The organism is Pseudomonas sp. P9_35 (genome assembly GCF_034008205.1).
GTDB classification, from domain to species: domain Bacteria; phylum Pseudomonadota; class Gammaproteobacteria; order Pseudomonadales; family Pseudomonadaceae; genus Aquipseudomonas; species Aquipseudomonas kilonensis.
Genome location: NZ_CP125373.1, coordinates 4864199 through 4886827 on the forward strand (window position 1 = coordinate 4864199; position 22629 = coordinate 4886827).

Annotated in this window: 23 protein-coding genes; 15 read left to right on the forward strand and 8 right to left on the reverse strand. The window is 60.9% G+C overall.

What is annotated here, in order from left to right; all coding sequences use genetic code 11:
* Positions 1–162: 162 nt before the first annotated feature.
* The gene (locus tag QMK47_RS21460) at positions 163–1317 is read right to left on the reverse strand and encodes a patatin-like phospholipase family protein (RefSeq protein WP_258689090.1); all 1155 of its coding nucleotides are present in this window, start codon (positions 1315–1317) and stop codon (positions 163–165) included.
* Between the two features lie 49 nt (positions 1318–1366).
* Positions 1367–2299, reverse strand: a complete 933-nt coding sequence (locus QMK47_RS21465; RefSeq protein ID WP_057452459.1) for a lipid A biosynthesis lauroyl acyltransferase — start codon at positions 2297–2299, stop codon at positions 1367–1369.
* 118 nt (positions 2300–2417) lie between these two features.
* On the opposite strand from QMK47_RS21465, the gene minC reads away from it, so the two are divergent.
* The 7 genes from minC (at position 2418) to QMK47_RS21500 (ending at position 8219) form a co-directional block, all read left to right on the forward strand.
* Positions 2418–3155 carry a septum site-determining protein MinC gene (minC, locus tag QMK47_RS21470; RefSeq protein WP_057452460.1) on the forward strand — a complete coding sequence of 246 codons (738 nt, stop codon included), beginning with the start codon at positions 2418–2420 and terminating at the stop codon, positions 3153–3155.
* A gap of 200 nt (positions 3156–3355) precedes the next feature.
* The gene (minD, locus tag QMK47_RS21475) at positions 3356–4168 is read left to right on the forward strand and encodes a septum site-determining protein MinD (RefSeq protein WP_003179114.1); all 813 of its coding nucleotides are present in this window, start codon (positions 3356–3358) and stop codon (positions 4166–4168) included.
* Positions 4168–4422 (forward strand): cell division topological specificity factor MinE, encoded by a 255-nt coding sequence (gene minE, locus QMK47_RS21480; protein WP_003179111.1) that lies wholly within the window; start codon positions 4168–4170, stop codon positions 4420–4422. The genes minD and minE overlap by 1 nt, the downstream gene beginning before the upstream one ends.
* Positions 4423–4607: 185 nt before the next feature.
* Positions 4608–5243: an RluA family pseudouridine synthase gene (locus QMK47_RS21485; RefSeq protein ID WP_003204542.1), complete on the forward strand. Its 636-nt coding sequence runs from the start codon at positions 4608–4610 to the stop codon at positions 5241–5243.
* 18 nt (positions 5244–5261) lie between these two features.
* A complete protein-coding gene (locus QMK47_RS21490; RefSeq protein ID WP_320389300.1) occupies positions 5262–6365 on the forward strand; it encodes a hypothetical protein in 1104 nt (367 codons plus the stop codon).
* 100 nt (positions 6366–6465) lie between these two features.
* Positions 6466–7755, forward strand: a complete 1290-nt coding sequence (locus tag QMK47_RS21495) for a M18 family aminopeptidase (protein ID WP_014339686.1) — start codon at positions 6466–6468, stop codon at positions 7753–7755.
* A 281-nt stretch (positions 7756–8036) separates the two neighbouring features.
* A complete protein-coding gene (locus tag QMK47_RS21500; RefSeq protein WP_214509616.1) occupies positions 8037–8219 on the forward strand; it encodes a hypothetical protein in 183 nt (60 codons plus the stop codon).
* 7 nt (positions 8220–8226) lie between these two features.
* Here QMK47_RS21500 and QMK47_RS21505 read toward each other — a convergent pair whose 3' ends face one another.
* Positions 8227–8973 carry a UTRA domain-containing protein gene (locus tag QMK47_RS21505; protein WP_063324803.1) on the reverse strand — a complete coding sequence of 249 codons (747 nt, stop codon included), beginning with the start codon at positions 8971–8973 and terminating at the stop codon, positions 8227–8229.
* 349 nt (positions 8974–9322) lie between these two features.
* On the opposite strand from QMK47_RS21505, the gene QMK47_RS21510 reads away from it, so the two are divergent.
* From QMK47_RS21510 to QMK47_RS21535, 6 genes are all read left to right on the forward strand, one after another.
* The gene (locus QMK47_RS21510) at positions 9323–10390 is read left to right on the forward strand and encodes an ABC transporter substrate-binding protein (RefSeq protein WP_253477107.1); all 1068 of its coding nucleotides are present in this window, start codon (positions 9323–9325) and stop codon (positions 10388–10390) included.
* Positions 10391–10602: 212 nt separating this feature from the next.
* Complete coding sequence (locus tag QMK47_RS21515; RefSeq protein ID WP_320389301.1) at positions 10603–11409, forward strand: alkaline phosphatase family protein; 807 nt, start codon at positions 10603–10605, stop codon at positions 11407–11409.
* 5 nt (positions 11410–11414) lie between these two features.
* On the forward strand, positions 11415–12251 hold the full coding sequence (locus tag QMK47_RS21520; RefSeq protein WP_214509815.1) for an ABC transporter permease: 837 nt from the start codon (positions 11415–11417) through the stop codon (positions 12249–12251).
* A complete protein-coding gene (locus QMK47_RS21525; RefSeq protein WP_013694043.1) occupies positions 12238–13038 on the forward strand; it encodes an ABC transporter permease in 801 nt (266 codons plus the stop codon). The genes QMK47_RS21520 and QMK47_RS21525 overlap by 14 nt, the downstream gene beginning before the upstream one ends.
* The gene (locus QMK47_RS21530) at positions 13035–14024 is read left to right on the forward strand and encodes an ABC transporter ATP-binding protein (RefSeq protein WP_253477113.1); all 990 of its coding nucleotides are present in this window, start codon (positions 13035–13037) and stop codon (positions 14022–14024) included. The genes QMK47_RS21525 and QMK47_RS21530 overlap by 4 nt, the downstream gene beginning before the upstream one ends.
* A 46-nt stretch (positions 14025–14070) precedes the next feature.
* A complete protein-coding gene (locus tag QMK47_RS21535; protein WP_253477116.1) occupies positions 14071–14724 on the forward strand; it encodes an HAD family hydrolase in 654 nt (217 codons plus the stop codon).
* 110 nt (positions 14725–14834) lie between these two features.
* On the opposite strand, the gene QMK47_RS21540 is transcribed toward QMK47_RS21535, so the two are convergent.
* The 3 genes from QMK47_RS21540 to QMK47_RS21550 all read right to left on the reverse strand — a co-directional run bounded on the left by QMK47_RS21540 (position 14835) and on the right by QMK47_RS21550 (position 17505).
* The gene (locus QMK47_RS21540) at positions 14835–15623 is read right to left on the reverse strand and encodes a DUF2182 domain-containing protein (RefSeq protein ID WP_320389302.1); all 789 of its coding nucleotides are present in this window, start codon (positions 15621–15623) and stop codon (positions 14835–14837) included.
* Positions 15623–16258 carry a DUF1326 domain-containing protein gene (locus QMK47_RS21545; protein WP_214509609.1) on the reverse strand — a complete coding sequence of 212 codons (636 nt, stop codon included), beginning with the start codon at positions 16256–16258 and terminating at the stop codon, positions 15623–15625. The genes QMK47_RS21540 and QMK47_RS21545 overlap by 1 nt, the downstream gene beginning before the upstream one ends.
* Before the next feature lie 284 nt (positions 16259–16542).
* The gene (locus tag QMK47_RS21550) at positions 16543–17505 is read right to left on the reverse strand and encodes a zinc-binding dehydrogenase (protein WP_063324792.1); all 963 of its coding nucleotides are present in this window, start codon (positions 17503–17505) and stop codon (positions 16543–16545) included.
* Between the two features lie 139 nt (positions 17506–17644).
* On the opposite strand from QMK47_RS21550, the gene QMK47_RS21555 reads away from it, so the two are divergent.
* Positions 17645–19723 (forward strand): carboxy terminal-processing peptidase, encoded by a 2079-nt coding sequence (locus QMK47_RS21555; RefSeq protein WP_214509814.1) that lies wholly within the window; start codon positions 17645–17647, stop codon positions 19721–19723.
* A 118-nt stretch (positions 19724–19841) separates the two neighbouring features.
* Positions 19842–21629, forward strand: coding sequence for a bifunctional diguanylate cyclase/phosphodiesterase (locus QMK47_RS21560; protein ID WP_320389303.1), 1788 nt, complete (start codon positions 19842–19844; stop codon positions 21627–21629).
* Positions 21630–21857: 228 nt separating this feature from the next.
* Here QMK47_RS21560 and QMK47_RS21565 read toward each other — a convergent pair whose 3' ends face one another.
* Both QMK47_RS21565 and QMK47_RS21570 read right to left on the reverse strand, forming a co-directional pair.
* Positions 21858–22274 (reverse strand): hypothetical protein, encoded by a 417-nt coding sequence (locus QMK47_RS21565; RefSeq protein ID WP_320389304.1) that lies wholly within the window; start codon positions 22272–22274, stop codon positions 21858–21860.
* Positions 22252–22620, reverse strand: a complete 369-nt coding sequence (locus QMK47_RS21570; RefSeq protein WP_320389305.1) for a hypothetical protein — start codon at positions 22618–22620, stop codon at positions 22252–22254. The genes QMK47_RS21565 and QMK47_RS21570 overlap by 23 nt, the downstream gene beginning before the upstream one ends.
* Positions 22621–22629 lie beyond the last annotated feature (9 nt).

The window sequence follows — 22629 nt, forward strand, 5'->3', positions numbered from 1 at the left end:
CGATAGCGGTGGGTCAGCCTGAGTCGATGCTGAATGTGCCGCCGTCATCGCGAGCAAGCTCGCTCCCACATTGGTTGTGTGTTGGGCTCAGTTTAAGCGTCCACCGCAAACCCCTTGTGGGAGCGAGCTTGCTCGCGATAGCGGTGGACCTGCTTGCATCAGTCAGGACAACCCCAAAAACCGACTCAACGCCTCACGCTGCGCCAACGCATCCTGGCGTCCCAGCTCGATCAGTTCGCTGCAATAGCCCGACTCGAACAACAGATAACTCAGCACCCCCGCGCCGCTGGTCTTGGTCGCGCCCGGTCCGCGCAAGAATAACCGCAGCGCACGGGGCAGTTCCTGGCGATGGCGGGCGGCGATTTCGTCGATCGGCTGGCTTGGGGAAATCACCAGCACGTCCACCGGCGCCGCGCCGAGGGCGTGGGCCGGTACGTCGTCGGGTAGCAGGTGACTGAACCCGTTCAGACGCTCAAGCAACTCGATGTCGCTTTCCAGGCTGTCAATGAACGTGCTGTTGAGCATATGGCCGCCGATCTGCGCCAGGGTCGGTTGCAGGCCGGTGTAGCTGCGCTCGGCGGGATCCTGCCCACCAGCGCCACGGGGGTTGCCGCTGACACCGATCACCAGCACCCGATTGGCCCCCAGGTGCAAGGCCGGGCTGATGGGCGCTGATTGCCGTACCGCGCCGTCACCGAAGTATTGCGGGCCGATCCTGACCGGCGCGAACAACAAGGGAATCGCCGAGCTGGCCAGCAGGTGCTCCACTGATAACTGCGTCGGCACCCCGATACGTCGATGTCGCAGCCAGGCATCGATGGTCCCGCGCCCTTGGTAGAACGTGACGGCCTGGCCGGATTCATAGCCGAATGCCGTCACCGCCACCGCGCGCAGTTGCTGCTCGGCGATGGCCAGTTCGATACCCGAAGCGTGGAATTGGGCCTGGAGCAGCTCGCGCAGCGGCGAGCTGTCGATCAGCGCCACCGGCAACTTGGCCCCCAGGCCCAACAGGCTGTGGCTGATGAAACGCATCGCCTGGGCGATCACGCCTCGCCAGTCGCTGCGCATGACCTGATGGCTGTGCACCGCTTGCCAGAACGCCGTCAGCCGCTCGATGGCGGTCTTGAAGTCCATCGCCCCGCTAGCCAGGCTGACTGCGTTGATCGCCCCGGCCGACGTACCGACGATTACCGGGAACGGGTTGTCCGCACCGTCCGGCAACAATTCGGCGATGGCCGCCAGTACGCCTACCTGATACGCCGCTCGAGCCCCGCCGCCGGAAAGAATCAAACCTGTAACCGGTTCAGCTGGGGTCATCGCAATGCTCCGTGCTCAAGGTGCTGCTGAAAAATGGCGGACTACCGGCTCAACCGCGTTTGTCGTACAGCTTCGGCTCGCCCGGCGGACGGCTCTTGAAGCGCCGGTGGGCCCAGAGGTATTGCTCGGGACAATCACTCACCGACTGCTCGACCCACTGGTTGATGCGGATGCAATCGGCTTCCTCGGTCTCGCCCGGGAAATCCGTCAGCGGGGCCTGGATCACCAGGCGATAACCGCTACCGTCGGCCAGGCGTTCCTGGATGAAGGGCACCACCAGCGCCTTGCCCAGGCGGGCGAACTTGCTGGTGGCGGTGACCGTCGCGGCCTGGATGCCGAACAACGGCACGAACACGCTCTGCTTGGCGCCGTAATCCTGGTCCGGCGCATACCAGATCGCCCGTCCGGCCCGCAGCAGCTTGAGCATGCCGCGCACGTCGTCACGCTCCACGGCCAGGGAGTCGAGGTTGTGCCGCTCGCGGCCGCGGCGCTGGATGTAGTCGAACAGCGGGTTCTTGTGCTCGCGGTACATGCCATCGATGGTGTGCTGCTGGCCGAGCAACGCCGCGCCGATTTCCAGGGTGGTGAAATGCAGCGCCATCAGGATCACACCCTTGCCCTCGCGCTGGGCCTGCTTGAGATGCTCCAGCCCTTCGACATGGGCCAGTTTCGCCAGGCGCGAACGCGACCACCACCAACTCATGGCCATTTCAAAAAAGGCGATGCCGGTGGAGGCAAAGTTTTCCTTGAGCAGACGCTTGCGCTCGGCGGCGGACTTTTGCGGGAAACACAGCTCCAGATTGCGGCGGGCGATGCGCCGTCGGTCGCCGGCCACTCGATACATCAGCGCACCCAATGCGCGACCGACCCGCAGCAACAGCGGATAAGGCAATTGAACGATCAGCCACAACAGGCCCAGGCCGCACCACAGCAGCCAGAAACGCGGATGAAAAAATGCAGCTCGAAAACGCGGGCGATCCATTACAGCTTCCATTAAGACATGGGCCGCGCATTCTACATTGTTCGACCCGGGTTGCGGCTGGCGGACGATCTCGTTATAAGTCTCGGCACTTTTAGTGACAAGCCGTTGTACGCCGACCATGAGCCAAACCGAACCGCTAGACCAAGATCCCGTGTTCCAGTTGAAGGGCAGCATGCTCGCCATTACGGTGCTGGAGCTGGCCCGCAACGACCTGGAAGGCCTCGACCGGCAGTTGGCGGCCAAAGTCGCCCAGGCGCCGAACTTCTTCAGCAATGCACCACTGGTGCTGGCCCTGGACAAACTGCCGGCCGGCGAAGGCGCGGTGGACTTGCCAGGCCTGATGCGCGTTTGCCGCCAACACGGCCTGCGCACCCTGGCGATCCGCGCCAGCCGCATCGAAGACATCGCCGCCGCCATCGCCGTGGACATTCCGGTGCTGCCGCCGTCCGGCGCCCGGGAGCGCGTGCTGGAACTGAGCCCGGTCGAAGCCAAGAAAGTCCCGGAAAAACCACCGGAACCCACCATCAAGCCGACACGCGTCATCACCTCGCCAGTACGCGGCGGGCAGCAGATTTACGCCCAGGGTGGCGATCTGGTCATCGTGTCCTCGGTCAGCCCGGGGGCGGAACTTCTCGCCGATGGCAACATCCATGTATACGGCCCGATGCGCGGCCGCGCGCTGGCCGGCGTCAAGGGCGATACGAAAGCCAGGATCTTCTGTCAGCAATTGAGCGCTGAACTGGTCTCCATCGCCGGGCAGTACAAGGTCTCCGAGGATTTGCGCCGCGATCCGTTGTGGGGGGCCGGCGTTCAGATCAGCCTGTCGGGCGACGTGTTGAACATCATTCGGCTTTAACGGATACTGCCGCATTTTCCAAGCATCTCTAAAACGAGCGAAAACGGCTTAAACGACGTAGGAAAAAGGATCAGGCAGTGTTTACCGGAGGTAGACCCCGCCCGACATCCGATTCCAGCCAAGCCTGTCCAATTGCAGCAGTTTTCCAGAGATGTTTTTCAGGGGCTGAAAAAGTCCTTTTTCCTTAGGGGTGAAACACCTTGGCCAAGATTCTCGTGGTTACATCCGGCAAGGGTGGTGTGGGTAAGACCACCACCAGCGCCGCTATCGGTACCGGTCTCGCTCTGCGCGGCCACAAGACAGTCATCGTCGACTTCGACGTCGGCCTGCGTAACCTGGACCTGATCATGGGTTGCGAGCGTCGCGTGGTCTACGACTTCGTCAACGTGGTCAACGGCGAAGCGAACCTGCAACAAGCCCTGATCAAGGACAAGCGCCTTGAGAACCTCTACGTGCTGGCCGCCAGCCAGACCCGCGACAAAGACGCGCTGACCCAGGAAGGCGTGGAAAAAGTCCTGATGCAACTCAAGGAAGACTTCGAGTTCGTGGTGTGCGACTCCCCGGCCGGTATCGAGAAAGGTGCCCACCTGGCCATGTACTTCGCGGACGAAGCGATTGTCGTGACCAACCCGGAAGTGTCGTCGGTCCGTGACTCCGACCGCATGCTGGGCCTGCTGGCGAGCAAATCCCGTCGCGCCGAGAAGGGCGAAGAGCCGATCAAGGAACACCTGCTGCTGACCCGCTACAACCCGCAACGGGTCAGCGATGGCGAAATGCTCGGCGTCGAAGACGTCAAGGAAATCCTCGCCGTCACCCTGCTGGGTGTCATTCCCGAATCCCAAGCGGTACTCAAGGCTTCCAACTCCGGCGTGCCGGTGATTCTCGACGACCAGAGCGACGCCGGCCAGGCATACAGCGATGCCGTTGATCGCCTGCTGGGCAAAACCGTGGAGCATCGTTTCCTCGATGTAACGAAGAAGGGTTTCTTCGAGCGCCTGTTTGGAGGTAGGTAATGAACCTTTTTGACTTCTTTCGTGCCAACAAAAAGCCCAGTACCGCCTCGGTCGCGAAAGAGCGTCTACAGATCATCGTGGCGCACGAACGCGGCCAACGCAGCACCCCTGACTACCTGCCGGCCTTGCAGAAGGAACTGGTGGAAGTGATCCGCAAATACGTCAACATCGGTAGCGATGACGTGCATGTGGCACTGGAAAGCCAGGGCAGCTGCTCGATCCTGGAACTCAACATCACCCTGCCGGATCGCTGATAGATCCTGCGGTAGCCACGGCGGCTCGGGCTCAGCGCCCTTGTGTAGGAGCTGGCGAAGCCTGCGATCTTTTGATCTTGACTTGAACTCAAGGAAGCTCGGAAAAGATCGCAGGCTTCGCCAGCTCCTACATATAGGACGACAGGCCCGAGCCGCCGTTGGCGTTTGTAACGAGACTGTTTTCAATGCCCCTGTCCAACATCCGCATCATTCATCAGGACGCCGCCGTCCTGGTGGTCGACAAGCCGACCCTGTTGCTCTCCGTGCCCGGCCGGGCCGACGACAACAAGGACTGCCTGATCACCCGCCTGCAGGAAAACGGCTATCCGGAAGCGCGAATCGTGCACCGACTGGACTGGGAAACCTCCGGCATAATCCTGTTGGCCCGCGACCCGGACACTCATCGCGAACTGTCCCGGCAATTTCATGATCGCGAAACCGAAAAAGCCTACACGGCGCTGTGCTGGGGCCAGCCGGAACTGGACAGCGGCAGCATCGACCTGCCCTTGCGCTACGACCCGCCGACCAAACCTCGGCATGTGGTGGACCATGAGCACGGCAAACACGCCCTGACCTTCTGGCGCGTACTGGAACGTTGCGGCGACTGGTGCCGGGTCGAACTCACGCCGATTACCGGGCGCTCGCACCAATTGCGCGTGCACATGCTATCCATCGGTCATCCGCTGCTGGGCGACGGACTCTACGCCCACCCGCAGGCCCTCGCTGCCTGGCCGCGCCTGTGCCTGCACGCCAGCATGCTGAGCTTCACCCATCCGCAAAGCGGTGAGCGCTTGCGCTTCGAGTGCCCGGCACCGTTCTAAATTCGATAAAGGCTTGGCATGCAGGTTATTGATTTTCAGGAAACGCCCGTCAAAAAAGTCCGCCATCAGTTGCTGTACCTGGTCTATGGCGACAAGGACGCTTATCGCCACGAGGCCAAGTTCAGCATCCTGACTGCCCTCGCCCACGGCAATCCGTCGACCCTGCCCACCATCAGGATCCTGACCGACCGGCCTGAGGACTATCAGGGCTGGCCGGTGGAGACCCTCGCGTTGAGCCCGCAGTTGCTGACCGAGTGGCAAGGCAATAATGGTTACATTCACCGGCGCAAAGCCTGCGCCATCGAGGCCAGCCTGACACTGGCGGAAAAAACCCTGTTCGTCGACACCGACACGCTGTTCCTCGCCGATCCCGACCTGCTGTTCAAGCAAATCCAGCCAGGGCAATACCTGATGGACAGCTTCGAATACAACTGGGACTACGTCTGCAAGCGCGAGGATTACCTCAAGTTGGGTACGCGCCTGCGCCGCCACGGCATCACCCCGGACAACAGCTTCAAGCTCTACAACAGCGGGCTGTGCGGCGTGACTGACAACGACGCTGCGCTGCTGGGCCAGGCCGTCGAGCTGATCGATGAATGGACCGAAGGTGGCTTCGACATCCACACCATCGAACAGATCGCGATCTCGTTCACGCTACGCAACCAGACCATTAACGAAACCAACAAACACGTCTATCACTACTTCGCCGAGAAACGCTTCTTCCACACCATGTTGGCGCACTTCTTTGCCCAACACGGCGAGGCGTTCAGCGCGCAGTTGATCGAGCGTTGCCATGACGTACCGCGCACCCGACCTTTCCCCTCTGCCTGGCGGCGGCTGAAGATCAAATGGAAATTGCGCCACCAGCGCGGCGCCTTGCACAAGATCGGTCGCGACCTGCTGTATGGCAGCGCAGCACCGGAGCATCCCTACTACAACCTTTGCCGCCACCATTGGTGGGATTCGGCATCGCGGGAGATTCTCCGCCTGGACCCGGAGCGCCAGCAACAGCTGTTCGGCCAACTGGAGCACTGGCCGCAGCACCTGCCAGAACCGTCCAAGGCACAAGACAAGCCCTTGATCATGGCGCACTTGCGCAAGCGGATCGCTGTCTCGGGCTGATCGATCGCCGGACCACAGAACAATCCGTGACGGGGGATTGGGTCTGCAATGCAGGCGGTCGATGGGGTAAACTGCCGCCCATTGCTGTCTGGAGTTTCTTATGCGCGCAGAGTTGAACCAGGGCCTGATCGACTTTCTCAAGGCCTCCCCTACCCCGTTCCATGCCACCGCCAGCCTTGCCAAACGCCTGGAGGCGGCAGGCTATCAGCGTCTTGACGAACGCGAGACCTGGGCCACCGAGGCCAACGGTCGCTACTACGTCACGCGCAACGACTCCTCGATCATCGCCTTCAAGCTCGGCCGCAACTCACCGTTGCACGATGGCATCCGCCTGGTCGGCGCCCACACCGACAGCCCCTGCCTGCGGGTCAAGCCGCAGCCGGAACTGCAACGCCACGGGTTCTGGCAACTGGGCGTGGAAGTCTACGGCGGCGCGTTGCTGGCGCCGTGGTTCGACCGCGACCTGTCCCTGGCCGGGCGCGTGACCTTCCGCCGCGATGGCAAGGTCGAAAGCCAGTTGATCGATTTCAAGGCGCCGATCGCCACGATTCCGAACCTGGCCATCCACCTCAATCGCGAAGCCAACCAGGGCTGGGCCATCAACCCGCAGAATGAACTGCCGCCGATCCTTGCCCAGTTCGCCGGGGACGAGCGCGTTGATTTCCGGGCTGTGCTCACCGATCAACTGGCCCGCGAACACGGCCTGAATGCCGACGTGGTACTCGATTACGAGTTGAGTTTCTACGACACGCAAAGCGCTGCGGTCATTGGCCTGCACGGCGATTTCATCGCCGGTGCGCGCCTGGACAACCTGCTGTCGTGCTACGCCGGCCTGCAAGCGTTGCTGAACGCTGACACCGAAGAAACCTGCGTGCTGGTGTGCAACGATCACGAAGAAGTCGGCTCGTGCTCGGCCTGTGGCGCCGACGGCCCGATGCTGGAACAGACCCTGCGTCGCCTGCTGCCTGAAGGTGAAGAGTTCGTCCGCACCATTCAGAAATCCCTGCTGGTGTCGGCGGACAACGCCCACGGCGTGCATCCCAACTATGCCGACAAGCACGACGCCAACCACGGCCCCAAGCTCAACGCCGGCCCGGTGATCAAGGTCAACAGCAACCAGCGCTACGCCACCAACAGCGAAACCGCCGGGTTCTTCCGCCACCTGTGCATGGCAGAAGAAGTGCCGGTGCAGAGCTTCGTGGTGCGCAGCGACATGGGCTGTGGCTCGACCATCGGCCCGATCACCGCCAGCCAGCTGGGCGTGCGCACCGTGGACATCGGTTTACCGACCTTCGCCATGCATTCGATCCGCGAACTGTGCGGCAGCCATGACCTGGCGCATCTGGTGAAGGTGCTGAGCGCGTTCTACGCCTCTCGCGAGTTGCCATAGTTGCAGTTGCAGCTAAACCCTGTGGCGAGGGAGCTTGCTCCCGCTGGGCCGTAGGAGCTGTCGAGTGCAACGAGGCTGCGATCTTTCCCCTGACACTTGAATCTCAAGCGAAAGATCAAAAGATCGCAGGCTTCGCCAGCTCCTACAGAACCCAGCGGGAGCAAGCTCCCTCGCCACAATGATGTCCGCCTCAAGATTCGAGGAGGCCGTGACATACATCAGCACACCCCGGCAAAACCCCAACTAGACTGGCCCTATCCTTCCCCGACAAGGCTGTCGCCATGATCTCGATGTCTTCGTTCAACGCCATGCTGGTGCCCATTATTGCCGGCATGATCCTGCTGGCCATCGGCTTCAACTTCCGTGACAAGAGCGTCGGGGTCTTTGCCATGTGGATCGGCATGTTGCTGATCCTCGCCACGGTGGTGATCAAGATCCTGAGCAAGCTCAACGAGTCGCTCTGACCCTGCCTCAGGCTGCGGGCGATTGTTCCGGTACAGGTTGCTCCGGCACATCCACGCCGACATGGATCGCATCGTGTCGCCAGAATTCCAGGTCGCAATCGATCAGCCGCTGGTGCTGGTCATAGTTGACCCGTGCGATGCGAAGCCCGGGGCTGCCCACCGAAACCTTCAACGCCGCTGCCGCTTCCGGCTGTAACGAGGTGGGCACGATTTCAAACTTCACCCGGCCGTAGTGCAGGTCGTAATGGCGGGCGTACAGTTCGGTGATGGACTGGTTGAGGTCAAACCCCAAGATGTCCGGAAAATACTGCGGGTTCAGGTAGTGCTCGACGTACAGCACCAGCCGTTCGTCGATACGCCGCACGCGGCAGATCTGGATCACGCTGGACAATGCCGGCAACTGCAACCAGGCGCACACCGCCGCCGAAGCGGGTTGCAGACGCGCCGAGATCACTTGGGTAGAAGGCACACGCCCCTGGGCTGCGACCATGGCGTGGAAATGGCTGCGCTGCATCAGGTTGTAGGCCAGGCGCGGCGGCGAGACGAACCAGCCCCGGCGCTCCTCCCGATAAATTTGCCCCTGGGCTTCGAGCTGCAACAACGCCTCACGCACGGTAATCCGCGTGGTCCCGAACAATTCACTGAGCTTGCGCTCGGCCGGCAATTTGCTGCCAGGCGCCAGCAACCCGTGGTCGAGCTGCTCTTGCAAGACCTGTCCGATGGCTGTCACCGCTTTGGTTGCATCGATGCGCATCAACGTTACCTATCTGGACTAGACCAGCACTGTTTCGGGGCAAGATCGACTGTCCATCGACCCGCTTCTTGGTCCAGCAAGCCTAGGCACTGCACATGACTGGCAGATGACAGAGCCGCCGAACGGTCGTTTTGCAAGCGTGCAAATTAACGGCCAAGTCCTTTCATATCAGCTGTTTAACCATGGTCTACGCTTAATTTGCAGCCAACCTCCACGAGCCGGGCATTTCCTGGTCCCTCCAACACCGACATCAAAATGTCACAGGGCTCGCCTACATTGGCTCAGGTATTGCTGACCTAGACCAACACAACCGCAATCGCAGCGTTGAAAACGCCCATAGGAGCTTCGGATGAAACAGCTTTTCCTGGCATCACTGTTAGGCTCGACCATTGCCATGTGCACCGCCGCCATGGCCGCTGACACCGATCTGAAAACGTTGGAAGCCGCTGCGAAAGCGGAAGGCGCCGTGAACAGCGTCGGCATGCCCGATGACTGGGCAAACTGGAAAGGCACCTGGGACGACCTGGCCAAGGTCTACGGCCTGAAACACATCGACACCGACATGAGCTCGGCCCAGGAAATCGCCAAGTTCGCCGCCGAGAAAGACAACGCCAGCGCCGACATCGGCGACGTCGGTGCAGCGTTCGGCCCGATCGCGGTCAAGCAGGGCGTGGTCCAACCCTACAAGCCAAGCACCTGGGAACAAGTCCCTGCCTGGGCCAAGGACCAGGACGGCAACTGGGCATTGGCCTACACCGGCACCATCGCGTTCATCGTCAACAAGAAGCTGCTGCACGGTTCCGAAGTGCCGACCAAGTGGGCGGACCTGAAGACCGGCAAATACAAAGTCTCCATCGGTGACGTGAGCACCGCCGCCCAAGCCGCCAACGGCGTGCTGGCCGCGGCCCTGGCCAACGGTGGCAACGAGAAGAACGTCCAGCCGGCATTGTTGATGTTCGCCGAAATCGCCAAGCAAGGGCGCCTGTCCATGGCCAACCCGACCATCGCCACGATGGAGAAAGGTGAAGTCGAAGTCGGCGTGGTCTGGGATTTCAACGGCCTGAGCTACAAGGCCAAGATGGCCAACCCGGATGACTACGTCGTGCTGATTCCGTCCGACGGCTCGGTCATCTCCGGCTACACCACCATCATCAACAAATACGCCAAGCACCCGAATGCCGCCAAGCTGGCTCGCGAGTACATCTTCAGCGACGCCGGCCAGATCAACCTGGCCAAGGGCAACGCCCGTCCGATCCGCGCCGAGCACCTGACCCTGCCGGAAGAGGTCAAGGCCAAGCTGCTGCCGAACGAGCAGTACAAAGGCGTGACCCCGATCAAGGATGCGGATGCTTGGGAGAAGACTTCCAAGGCGCTGCCGCAGGCGTGGAATGAACAAGTCATCGTCGAGATGAAGTGAGGCGCTAGCTCCCGCTCGGCTATCCACTGGGCACCCAAATGTGAAAGCAATCCCTGTGGGAGCCGAGCTTGCTCGCGATAAACGATGACACGGTCTTGCAGTTGAACCGTGTCGCCTTCATCGCGAGCAAGCTCGCTCCCACAGAAGCTGGCTTGCGCATCAGGTTCCCGGGGATTCGAGCTTTCTGGTATCTGCCCGGAGTCCCGGTACCCATGAAGCACAACGTCATCCTGGTGGTGCTCGACGGTCTCAACCATGAGGTCGCCCGGCATGCCATGGGGCATTTGCAGGCTTACGTCGGCGCAGGACGCGCGGCCCTCTACAAACTGGAATGTGAGTTGCCCGCCCTGTCCCGCCCGCTCTATGAATGCATCCTCACTGGCGTCGTGCCCATCGACAGCGGGATCGTGCACAACAACGTCTCGCGCCTGTCGAACCAGCGCAGCATTTTCCACTACGCCACCCAGGCCGGCTTGAGTACGGCGGCTGCGGCGTATCACTGGGTCAGCGAGCTCTACAACGTCTCGCCCTTCGTGGCCGGTCGTGATCGTCACACCGACAACCCCGATTTGCCGATCCAGTACGGGCATTTCTATTGGAATGACCACTACCCCGATTCCCATCTGTTCGCCGACGCCGAACACCTGCGCCAGCGCTACTTGCCGAACTTCCTGCTGGTGCACCCGATGAACATCGACGACGCCGGGCACAAGCACGGCCTCGACACCCCGCAATACCGCAACAGCGCCCGCTCGGCCGACATCAACCTGGCGGTCTACCTGCAAGACTGGCTCGACGCCGGTTACCAGGTGCTGGTGACCTCCGACCACGGCATGAACAACGACCGTTCCCACAACGGCCTGCTGGCCGAAGAACGGGAAGTACCGCTGTTCGTCCTGGGCAGCGGCTTCAGTTTCGATCCCGCCGCCAAGCCCCGGCAGACCGAACTGTGCGGCACCATTTGCCAATTGCTCGGCGTCGCCCACGACAAACCCTATTGCCAGGAGTTACTCAAGTGAACGCCATGACGCGCGGCAAATGGCTGGCAGCGTTGTGCCTGGTGCCCTTCGCGATTTTCTTCATCGTGTTCCAGATCGCCCCGCTGCTTTGGGTGCTGGTCAACAGCCTGGAATCGGAAGAGTTCGGCTGGGGCCTGGCCAACTTCAGCAAGATCTTCAGTTCCAAGTTCTACCTGCAAGCGATCCAGCACAGCCTGGAGATCAGCTTCTGGTCCAGTGTGTTCGGCATCGTCATCGCCGTGCTGGGCAGCTACTCCCTGCGCCAGGTGGATTCGCGGCTACGCAACTTCGTCAACGCTTTCGCCAACATGACCAGCAACTTCGCTGGCGTGCCCCTGGCCTTCGCCTTCATCATTTTGCTCGGGTTCAACGGCAGCATCACGATCATGCTCAAACAGGCGGGGATCATCGAGGATTTCAACCTGTACTCCAAAACCGGGCTGATCATCCTCTACACCTACTTCCAGATCCCCCTGGGCGTGCTGCTGCTCTATCCGGCCTTCGACGCCCTGCGCGAAGACTGGCGCGAATCCGCCGAGCTGCTGGGCGCCAACGGCTGGCAGTTCTGGCGCCACATCGGCTTGCCGGTGCTGACCCCGGCGCTGCTGGGCACCTTCGTGATCCTGCTGGCCAACGCCCTCGGCGCCTACGCCACGGTCTATGCGCTGACCACCGGCAACTTCAACGTGCTGCCGATTCGCATCGCCGCCATGGTCTCCGGCGATATTTCCCTCGACCCGAACATGGCCAGTGCCCTGGCCGTGATATTGGTGGCGTTGATGACCGTGGTCACCATCGTCCATCAGTTGCTGCTCAAGAGGAGCTACCATGTCTCGCGCTGAACCGGGCTCCGTCGGACTCTATCATCGGGCGGTGGTGTACCTGCTGTTCGCCATCCTGCTGCTGCCCCTGGCCGGCACGCTCGTCTACTCCATCGCCAGCAGTTGGTCGGCCACCGTGCTACCCAGCGGCTTCACGTTCAAATGGTATGTGCAGTTGTGGAGCGATCCGCGTTTTCTCCACGCCTTCGGCCAATCGCTGCTGGTCTGCGTCGGTGCGCTGGTGCTCTCGGTGGTGTTGATCCTGCCGTTGCTGTTCGTGGTGCATTACCACTTCCCCAGACTCGACGCGCTGATGAACATCCTCATCCTGCTGCCCTTCGCGGTGCCGCCGGTGGTGTCGTCGGTGGGGCTGTTGCAACTCTACGGCTCCGGGCCGCTGGCGATGGTCGGCACGCCATGGATCCTGATCGGCTGCTACTTCACCGTTGCCCTGCCGTTCATGTACCGGGCGATCACCAACAACCTGCAAGCCATCAACCTGCGCGACCTGATGGACGCCGCCCAACTGCTCGGCGCCAGCACCTTCCAGGCCGCATTCCTGGTGGTGCTGCCGAACCTGCGCAAGGGCCTGATGGTGGCGCTGCTGCTGTCCTTCTCGTTCCTGTTCGGCGAATTCGTGTTCGCCAACATCCTCGTCGGCACTCGCTATGAAACCCTGCAGGTGTACCTGAACAACATGCGCAACAGCAGCGGTCACTTCACCAGTGCGCTGGTGATTTCCTACTTCTTCTTCGTACTGGTCCTGACCTGGGCGGCCAACATCTTGAACAAGGACAAAAGCCAATGAGCTACGTCAGCGTCCAACACCTGCAAAAAAGCTACGCCGGCACGCCGGTGTTCAGCGACATCAATTGCGAGATCCGCAAGGGCGAATTCGTCACCCTGCTCGGCCCTTCCGGTTGTGGCAAATCCACGCTGTTGCGCTGCATTGCCGGCCTGACCGCAGTGGATGCCGGCCAGATCATCCTGGACGGGCAAGACATCGTCCCATTGAGCCCGCAGAAACGCGGGATCGGCATGGTCTTCCAGAGCTACGCCTTGTTCCCCAACATGACCGTGGAACAGAACGTCGCCTTCGGCCTGCGCATGCAAAAAGTCGACGCCTCGGACAGCCACAAGCGTGTGCTGGAGATCCTGCGCCTGGTGGAGCTGCATGATTTTGCCGGCCGCTATCCCCATCAACTGTCCGGCGGCCAATGCCAGCGCGTCGCCCTCGCCCGCTCCCTGGTGACCCGGCCGCGCCTGTTGCTGCTGGACGAGCCGCTGTCGGCCCTGGATGCACGGATTCGCAAGCACTTGCGCGAACAGATCCGACAGATCCAGCGTGAGTTGGGCCTGACCACGATCTTCGTCACACACGACCAGGAAGAAGCCCTGACCATGTCTGACCGGATTTTCCTGATGAACCAGGGAAAGATCGTACAAAGCGGCGATGCCGAAACCCTTTACACAGCGCCAGTCGACGTCTTTGCCGCCGGTTTCATCGGCAACTACAACCTGCTGGACGCCGACAGCGCGACCAAACTGCTGCAACGGCCGGTGAGTGGCCGTATCGCCATCCGTCCGGAAGCCATCGAGCTGAGCCGCAACGGCGAGGCCGATGCGCTGATCCGCAGCCACAGCCTGTTGGGCAACGTGATTCGCTACCGGGTCGAGGCCCGTGGCGTGGAACTGGTGGTGGATGTACTCAATCGCTCGGCCGCCGACCTGCACCCCGATGGCGCACGCCTGTCACTTTCCATCGATCCGTCGGCGCTGTGTGAGGTAGCCTGATGGCTGTATCGATTTTGAAGCTGATCTTGAAGAGGAAAACGCGCTGATGGCCCTGGCAATTTTTGATCTGGACGAAACCCTGATCCACGGCGACTGCGCCACCCTCTGGAGCGAACAGATGGGGCGCCTGGGCTGGGTCGATCCCGAGTCGTTCATGCAGCGCAACAACGCGCTGATGGACGCCTACAGCCACGGCAAGCTGAGCATGGAAGAGTACATGGACTTCAGCCTGGAACCGATGATCGGCCGCACACCGGAAGAAATCGAGCACCTGGTGGCACCGTGGGTGGAAGACTTCATCGAGCCGATCATCTTCAGCGACGCCACCAAGACCATCGCCGAACACCGCAAGGCCGGCGACCGGATCCTGGTGATCTCGGCCTCGGGCACGCACCTGGTCAAGCCGATTGCAGAGCGCCTGGGCATCGACGAGATCCTGGCGATCGAACTTGAAGTGGCCCATGGGGTGTACAGCGGCAAGACCGTGGGCACCCTGACCTACCGCGAAGGCAAGATCGCGCGGCTGCTGGACTGGCTGGATGCCGAGGAGGAGAACCTGGAAGGCGCGAGTTTCTATTCCGACTCGCGCAATGACCTGCCGCTGTTGCTCAAGGTCGATTACCCGCACGTAGTGAACCCCGACCCGGTATTGAAGGCTCATGCCGAATCGGCCGGGTGGCCAATCCATACCTGGAAATAAGCCCTCTGTGGGAGCGAGCTTGCTCGCGATAGCGGTGGATCAGCCGGCATTGATTTATCTGATACACCGCCATCGCGAGCAAGCTCGCTCCCACAGGTTCAGGTTCAGGTTCAGCCCAACAGCAGCCACAGGCTCCAGCCGAGCAACAACACACCGCAGAGACGACTGAGCCAGAGTCCCTGCGGCAGGTTTTTCTCCAGCAAGATGAAGGCACCGATCACTGCCACCCAGAGCAGGTTCATCACGCCGACCACGAACAGCAGGCCCATCAGGGCCCAGCAGCAGCCCAGGCAGTAAGCGCCATGGGCCAGGCCCATGCGCCAGCCGCCGAGCACGTCGGGGCGCCAGTAGCTGAGCAGAAAATGCAGCGGTCCGCGACAATGCTCAAGGCAGACCGCCTTGCTTGGCAGCCATTGATAGACGCCTGCGACCAACAGCAGGCCGGCGCCCAGCGCGGTACTGGTGCTGCGCATCCCCGGACTGAGCAGGGCGAGCTGCTCGAGCGCCCATTGCAGCGCCGTGGCGCCCAGGGCAAAACCGGCCCAGACCAGGACATAGGCGCCGCAGAACAGCAGCAGGGCCAGGTGTCGCCGCGGTGCCGGCATGCGCTTGCGCAGCATCTGCTGGTAGATCAACAGCATGGGCAAGGTGCTGGGCAGCATCATGCCGACCATCATCACCACCCACATCGCGAACATCAGCAGCGCATCGGCCAGGCTCCAGGACATGAGCATGCCGCCCATTGCCGTATCAGCCATGCCGCCCGGCGCACTCATGTCGCGAGCCATGCGCAACAGCAGCAGCCAGGCCAGGGCGGTCAGCGCGAGCAGGCAGAGCAGGAGCAGCCACTGCTCGCCTGTCAGTCGCTTGCTCGGCGTCACCGCCTGAGGTTCTGCCATTACGGCTCTATGCCATGGCCGGTGAAGTGCACGTGGGCGAGGTGGCTATGACTGCCCTGGGATTGCAGTTTGAGGGCTGAATGCGTCTGGTAGCTGCCGCTGGCCACTTCGGCCTCAAGGAACTCGAAGCCGTTGGGCAAGGACAGGCGGACTCGATGAGGTGAGCCGTCGACCGGGCTGCGGATCGGCTCGCCGCTGGCCTGCAGCACGCCTGGAATGTCCAGGTGCGCCAAGCGCTGATCGACATCGATGGAGAGGGTGATGGGCACGAACAGCGGTTCGAATGCTTCACTCATGGTGCTACTGAACACCTGAAACACGTTGGCCCCGGGGTCGCTCTCCAAGCCAGAAAGAATGGTCAGCAGGGCCTGGCGTTGTGCCTCGTCGGCGCGTTCATCGATGAACACCTGGCAACTGCCGTTGCCCTCATGGATGGCACCCGGCCAAGCGAAGGTGGCGGCCCAGCACAAACCGTCCAGCGCTACCTGATTGAAATACCCGTGTTCCACTCGCATCGACGCCACCGCCTGGCAGTGACCCTGAGTCGGGGGTGCATTGAATTGACAGGGGCAGCCCCAATTGCAGTTGCAGGCAATGAATTCGACGCCCTGCATGCGCCATTCGGCGATGGCCATGATCAACCTCTTCACCTGGCGGGTGAAATGAAAGCTGCGGTTACCCCATCCCCCATTAGTTAACGCTAGCAGGGCCCGCGCATCGGATACGGGCTGCCGACCGAAGGTGCAAGCCACCGTCGATAGGGATGAGGTTGCCAGTCATGTCGGCGCGGGCCTGCAAATGTTCCTGCAAATAAAGACATCTGTGGGAGCGAGCTTGCTCGCGATGGCTTTGGATCAGCCGGCATTGATTTAGCTGACACACCGCCATCGCGAGCAAGCTCGCTCCCACAGGGCCGAAATCAGCTCAGGCTCTCATCGATCACCAACACCAGCTTCCCGGACACCTGGTTGGTCGCCAGCTCCGCAAACGCCGCTTCGGCGTCCTTGATGGCGAAGGTCTTGGCCAGTTGCGGGCTCAGGCGCTTGTCGGCAAACAGCGGCCACACCTGTTGGCCCAGCTCGCTGATCAGGTCGGCCTTGAACTGCTCGTCACGGCTGCGCAAGGTCGAACCGAGCAATTGGATGCGTTTGCCCAGCACCTGCGCCAGATCGAGTTCGGTCGAGCGCCCGCCCATCAGACCGATCAATACCCAGCGGCCGTCAACTGACAAAAGTTTCACGTTGAGTTTGGCGTAGCTACCGCCCACCGGATCGAGGATCACGTCGAACGGACCGAGATCGTTCAAACTCTCCAGGCCGTCGGTGCGCACCACGCCACCCTGGGCGCCCAGGGCCTCGCAATAGGCCAGCCGCTCGGTCGAACCGACACTGACCCAACATGGGTTGCCGAACGCCTTGCACAGCTGGATCGCGGCCGAACCGACGCCACTGGCCCCGGCGTGCAACAGTACTTTTTCACCCGGCTTGAGCGCCGCCAGCTGGAACAGGTTCAGCCACGCAGTGCCGTAGACCTCCGGCAGCGCGGCCGCTTCAGTCAATGACAGGCCCTCCGGCACCGGCAATACATGCCGGCCATCGACCACCACCTCCTCGGCCATCCCACCGCCGGCCAGCAACGCGCAAACGCGGTCGCCCACCTGCCAGGACGAGCCCGGCCCGACCTCGCTGATCACCCCGGCGCACTCCAGCCCCAACACCTGGCTGGCGCCGGGTGGCGGCGGGTAAAGTCCGGCTTTTTGCAGCAAATCGGCCCGATTCAGGCCGGCGGCTGCCACACGAATACGAACTTGCCCGACATCACACGCCGGGCTCGGCTCATCTGCCCATACCACTTGGCCTTCAACGCCTTGCAATGCTTTCACGGTGCCTCCATAGTGAGTCTCGACTGGGCCCGCTGCTTCAACGCCGGGCTTTCTTGCATTATGCGCCCGGGCCACATGGAACCGGCGACTTCAAAGACGGCCTAATATGCGTTATCAATTGTCCCTGCGTCGAATCAGCATGAAGCATCTGTTCCCCAGTACCGCCCTCGCGCTAGTCATTGGCCTCGGCCTGTTACCGTTGTCGAACGATACGTTCGCAGCCAACAGCTGGGACAAGCTTCAGCCCGATCGTGACGAGGTGATTGCCAGCCTTAACGTGGTCGAGTTGCTCAAGCGCCATCACTACAGCAAGCCGCCGCTCGATGATGCGCGCTCGGTCATCATCTACGACAGCTACCTGAAGCTGCTCGATCCGTCGCGCAGTTATTTCCTGGCCAGCGACATCGCTGAATTCGACAAGTGGAAAACCCAGTTCGACGACTTCCTCAAGAGCGGCGACCTGAACGCCGGGTTCACTATCTACAAGCGCTACCTGGACCGCGTGAAGGCGCGTCTGGACTACGCCATTGCCGAGCTGAACAAAGGCGTCGACAAAATCGATTTCAATACCAAGGAAACCTTGCTGGTCGATCGCAAGGATGCCCCTTGGCTCAAAAGCACAGCCGAACTCGACGACCTGTGGCGCAAGCGCGTCAAGGACGAAGTGCTGCGCATGAAGATCGCCGGCAAGGATTCCAAGCAGATCCAGGAAACCCTGACCAAGCGCTACAAGAACCAATTGGTTCGCCTGGACCAGACCCGCGCCGAGGACATTTTCCAGGCGTACATCAACACCTTCGCCATGTCCTACGACCCGCACACCAATTATCTGTCGCCGGATAACGCGGAAAACTTCGACATCAACATGAGCCTGTCCCTGGAAGGCATCGGTGCGGTGCTGCAGAGCGACAACGACCAGGTGAAAATCGTGCGCCTGGTCCCGGCGGGCCCTGCGGACAAGACCAAACAGGTCAGCCCGGCGGACAAGATCATCGGCGTCGCCCAAGGCAACAAGGAAATGGTCGACGTGGTCGGCTGGCGCCTGGACGAAGTGGTCAAGCTGATCCGTGGTCCGAAAGGCTCGGTCGTGCGCCTGGAAGTCATCCCGGCCAGCAATGCGCCGAACGACCAGACCAGCAAGATCGTGTCCATCACCCGTGAAGCGGTGAAGCTGGAAGAACAGGCAGCGAAGAAATCAGTCCTCAACCTCAAGCAGGATGGCAAGGACTACAAGCTCGGCATCATTGAGATCCCGGCCTTCTACCTGGACTTCAAGGCCTTCCGCGCCGGGGATCCGGACTACAAGAGCACCACGCGCGACGTCAAGAAACTGCTGACCGAGCTGCAGAAGGAAAAAGTCGACGGCGTGGTCATCGACTTGCGCAACAACGGCGGCGGCTCCCTGCAGGAAGCCACCGAGCTGACCAGCCTGTTCATCGACAAAGGCCCGACCGTGCTCGTGCGTAACGCCGATGGTCGAGTGGATGTGCTGGAAGACGAAAACCCCGGTGCGTTCTACAAGGGGCCAATGGCCTTGCTGGTCAATCGCCTGTCCGCTTCTGCCTCGGAGATTTTCGCCGGCGCCATGCAGGACTATCACCGTGCGCTGATCATCGGCGGCCAGACCTTCGGCAAAGGCACCGTGCAGACCATCCAGCCGCTCAACCATGGCGAACTGAAGCTGACCCTGGCGAAGTTCTACCGGGTTTCCGGCCAGAGCACCCAGCACCAGGGCGTGCTGCCTGACATCGATTACCCGTCGATCATCGACACCAAGGAAATCGGTGAAAGCGCCCTGCCCGAAGCCATGCCGTGGGATACCATCCGGCCTGCGATCAAACCGGCCGTGGATCCGTTCAAGCCGTTCCTGGCCCAGCTCAAGTCCGAGCATGACACCCGCACGGCCCAGGATGCAGAGTTTGTCTTCATCCGCGACAAGCTGGCCCTGGCGCAGAAGTTGATGCTGGAGAAAACCGTTACCCTCAACGAAGCCGACCGTCGCGCGCAGCATGCCGACATCGAGGCCAAGCAACTGGTCATGGAAAACCTGCGTCGCAAGGCCAAGGGCGAAGAACCGCTCAAAGAGCTGAAGAAAGAGGACGAAGACCTGATCACCGAGCCAGAGAAAACCAAGCCGGAAGACGATGCCTACCTGAGCGAGACCGGGCGGATCCTGCTGGATTACCTGAAACTCAACACGGCGATCGCCAAGCACTAAGATGATGGCCATTTAATGGTGATGCTCGTCGGAGTGTCATCAAACTGACATCAGTCTGTCGTGAAATACAGGACTGGGTGCCGCGCACCCGGTCCTTTTTTTATCGCCAGAGATTGCCATGACCACGACAGAACAGCTGAGTGCCTTGAGTTCGATCCTGGCTCAAAGCGGTTTGCACAGCCTGTTCCAACCGATCATCTGCCTTTCCGAACGGCGCATCGTGGGTTATGAAGCCTTGACCCGCGGCCCCTCCAACAGCCCGTTGCACTCCCCCATCGCGCTGCTTTCCGTGGCCCGCCAGGCCGGCCGCCTCAGCGAACTAGAGTTGGCCTGCCGCCGCAGCGCCTGCCAGCGCTTCAACGAGCAAAAACTCCCGGGCAAGCTGTTTCTCAACGTCTCGCCCGAGTCGCTGCTGGAGTCCGCGCACCAGACCGGGCGCACACTGCAACTGCTGCAGGACCTCGGCATTGCCCCCAGCCAGGTCGTGATCGAACTGACCGAACAAACCCCTATCGATGACTTCCAGCTCCTGCAAACCGCGCTGCATCATTATCGCGCGATGGGTTTCTCGATTGCCCTGGACGACTTGGGCGCCGGTTATTCGAGCCTGCGGCTGTGGTCTGAATTGCGGCCCGACTATGTGAAGATCGACCGGCATTTCATCGACGGCATCCACCAGGACGCCCTCAAGCGCGAGTTCGTGGGCTCGATCCTGAAAATCGCCCGGGCCTCCCGCGCCCAGGTGATTGCCGAGGGAATCGAACTGCCGGAAGAACTGGCGGTGCTGATCGAAATGGGCGTCGACCTGGTCCAGGGCTATCTGCTGGCCCGGCCTCAGGAACAACCGTCACGCGATGCCAGGGCGCTGATGCCCAAGCAGGACAGCGGCGTGGCGACGTTGAACGATGAGGTCAACGACCTCAGTGCGCTGCTCAACGAACAACCGGCAGTGGCCCACAACACACCGACAGCCACCGTGCTGGAAGCATTTCGGCGCCAGGCCAACCTCAACTCCCTGGCGGTGCTGGATGATCAAGGGCAGCCCTGCGGCATCGTTCATCGCCATTCGCTCTCGGATGCCTTGCTCAAGCCCTTCGCCACCGACCTGTTCGCCCGCAAACCCATCAGCCGCTTGATGAGCGACGACTTTCTCGCCGTGGAGTTGAACCAGTCGCTGCAACAAGTCAGCCGCCTGATCACCAGCCGCGCCCGACAACGCATCGAAGAAGACTTCATCATCACCCTCAACGGCGGTTACCTGGGCCTGGGCCGGGTGATCGATGTGCTCAAGCTCATCACCGAACTGAAAATCCAACAGGCCCGCTACGCCAACCCCCTGACCCTGCTGCCGGGCAACGTCCCGATCCAGCAATGCCTCACGCGCCTGCTGCAACAACGGCAGGAATCGGTGATCTGCTACGTGGACATCGACAGTTTCAAACCCTTCAACGACATCTACGGCTACGGTCGCGGCGACGAAGTCCTGCTGTGCCTGGCCCAATGCCTGAACGAACGCATCGACCCCAGCCGCGACTTCGTCGGCCACATCGGCGGCGACGACTTCCTGCTGGTCCTCGGCCCGGAAGACTGGCGCAGACGCCTGGACCAGCTCCTCAGCGACTTCCAGACCCACTGCCGCCGCTTCTACCGCCCCGAGCACCTGGAGGCGGGATGCTTTACAGCGTTGAACCGACAGGGCGTTCGACAGGAGTTCGCGTTGTTGTCGCTGTCGATTGGGGTAGTGCACCTGCGCGCCGAGGCCTGTGAGGAATTGGATGCCAGCCAGTTGGCGGAACTGGCTTCGCAGGCCAAGCATCATGCCAAGGAGATTTTGGGAGGGAGTGTGTATTTGGTGGAGGGTTTGGCGGAGCGGGAGTCTGTGGTGGGGTTGGGTTTGACGGTGTGAAGCATCTGGCGCGGCCCCGTGGCGAGGGAGCTTGCTCCCGCTGGGCTTTGTAGGAGCTGGCGAAGCCTGCGATCTTTTGATCTTGCTCTTTCGCTTGAGATTCAACTGTCAGGGAAAAGATCGCAGCCTCGCTTCGCTCGGCAGCTCCTACAGGCCCAGTAGGAGAAGGCTCCCTCGGCACGAAAAACGGTGCGGTGGTGGGGTGATTAAACATTTGCCTTATCTGAACTACCAGGTTGCAGGATCTTCCTGGCTGGCTTTATCAAGCTCCTCGCTCCACTCTTCTGCTAGATACTTATAGATATCCTCAAAGAAAACTCTGAAATCCTCCATTTCATCCCATCCCGGCGGAAGGGCTGAATGTGAAACCACTTCGTGTTCGAACACCTCACCGAAGTCATACTCCGGATCGTCGAGTGCAATTGCGAGCACACAAAAAAATAAAAATTTGTGACGATAGCTTAGATTTCTAAAACGATGGATCACGTACTTATAAATCAACTCTTTCCGATCGTCAGCATTATTGAGATCGAACTGCGACAGTTCCTCCCCCAGAGTCTCTTCACAGTCATATATCTCGAAGCCGCCGAGAAAATGTCCGACCTGAGGATCATAGGGACGATCAAGAAACGGATGCATCAACATCAAAACCTCCTACGGGATAAGCGGTGACCGGACGTAGCGTTTCGTAATCGAATCTGACTTCGAATACATTAATTTCGCTTTGAAATATTGGATTCTCTCTGTCATTTACGTTGGGTATGTATCCCTGCCCAACCTTGGGCATATACATGCGCACGACTGGATTCCCTCTTTTGTCTTCGCCGGTAAAACGTGGAAGACCTCTGGCTTCGCGGGTCAGTGCTTCATTTATGGCTTGATGCTGTATTCGAAAACTATTGAATTTGGTGCTACAGTTGGCTCTCCACTGCCTTTGCCTTGAGAATTTCACGTTTTCGGTGCGAGCTTCCGATGAGCTTTCATCAGACATGTACGAACC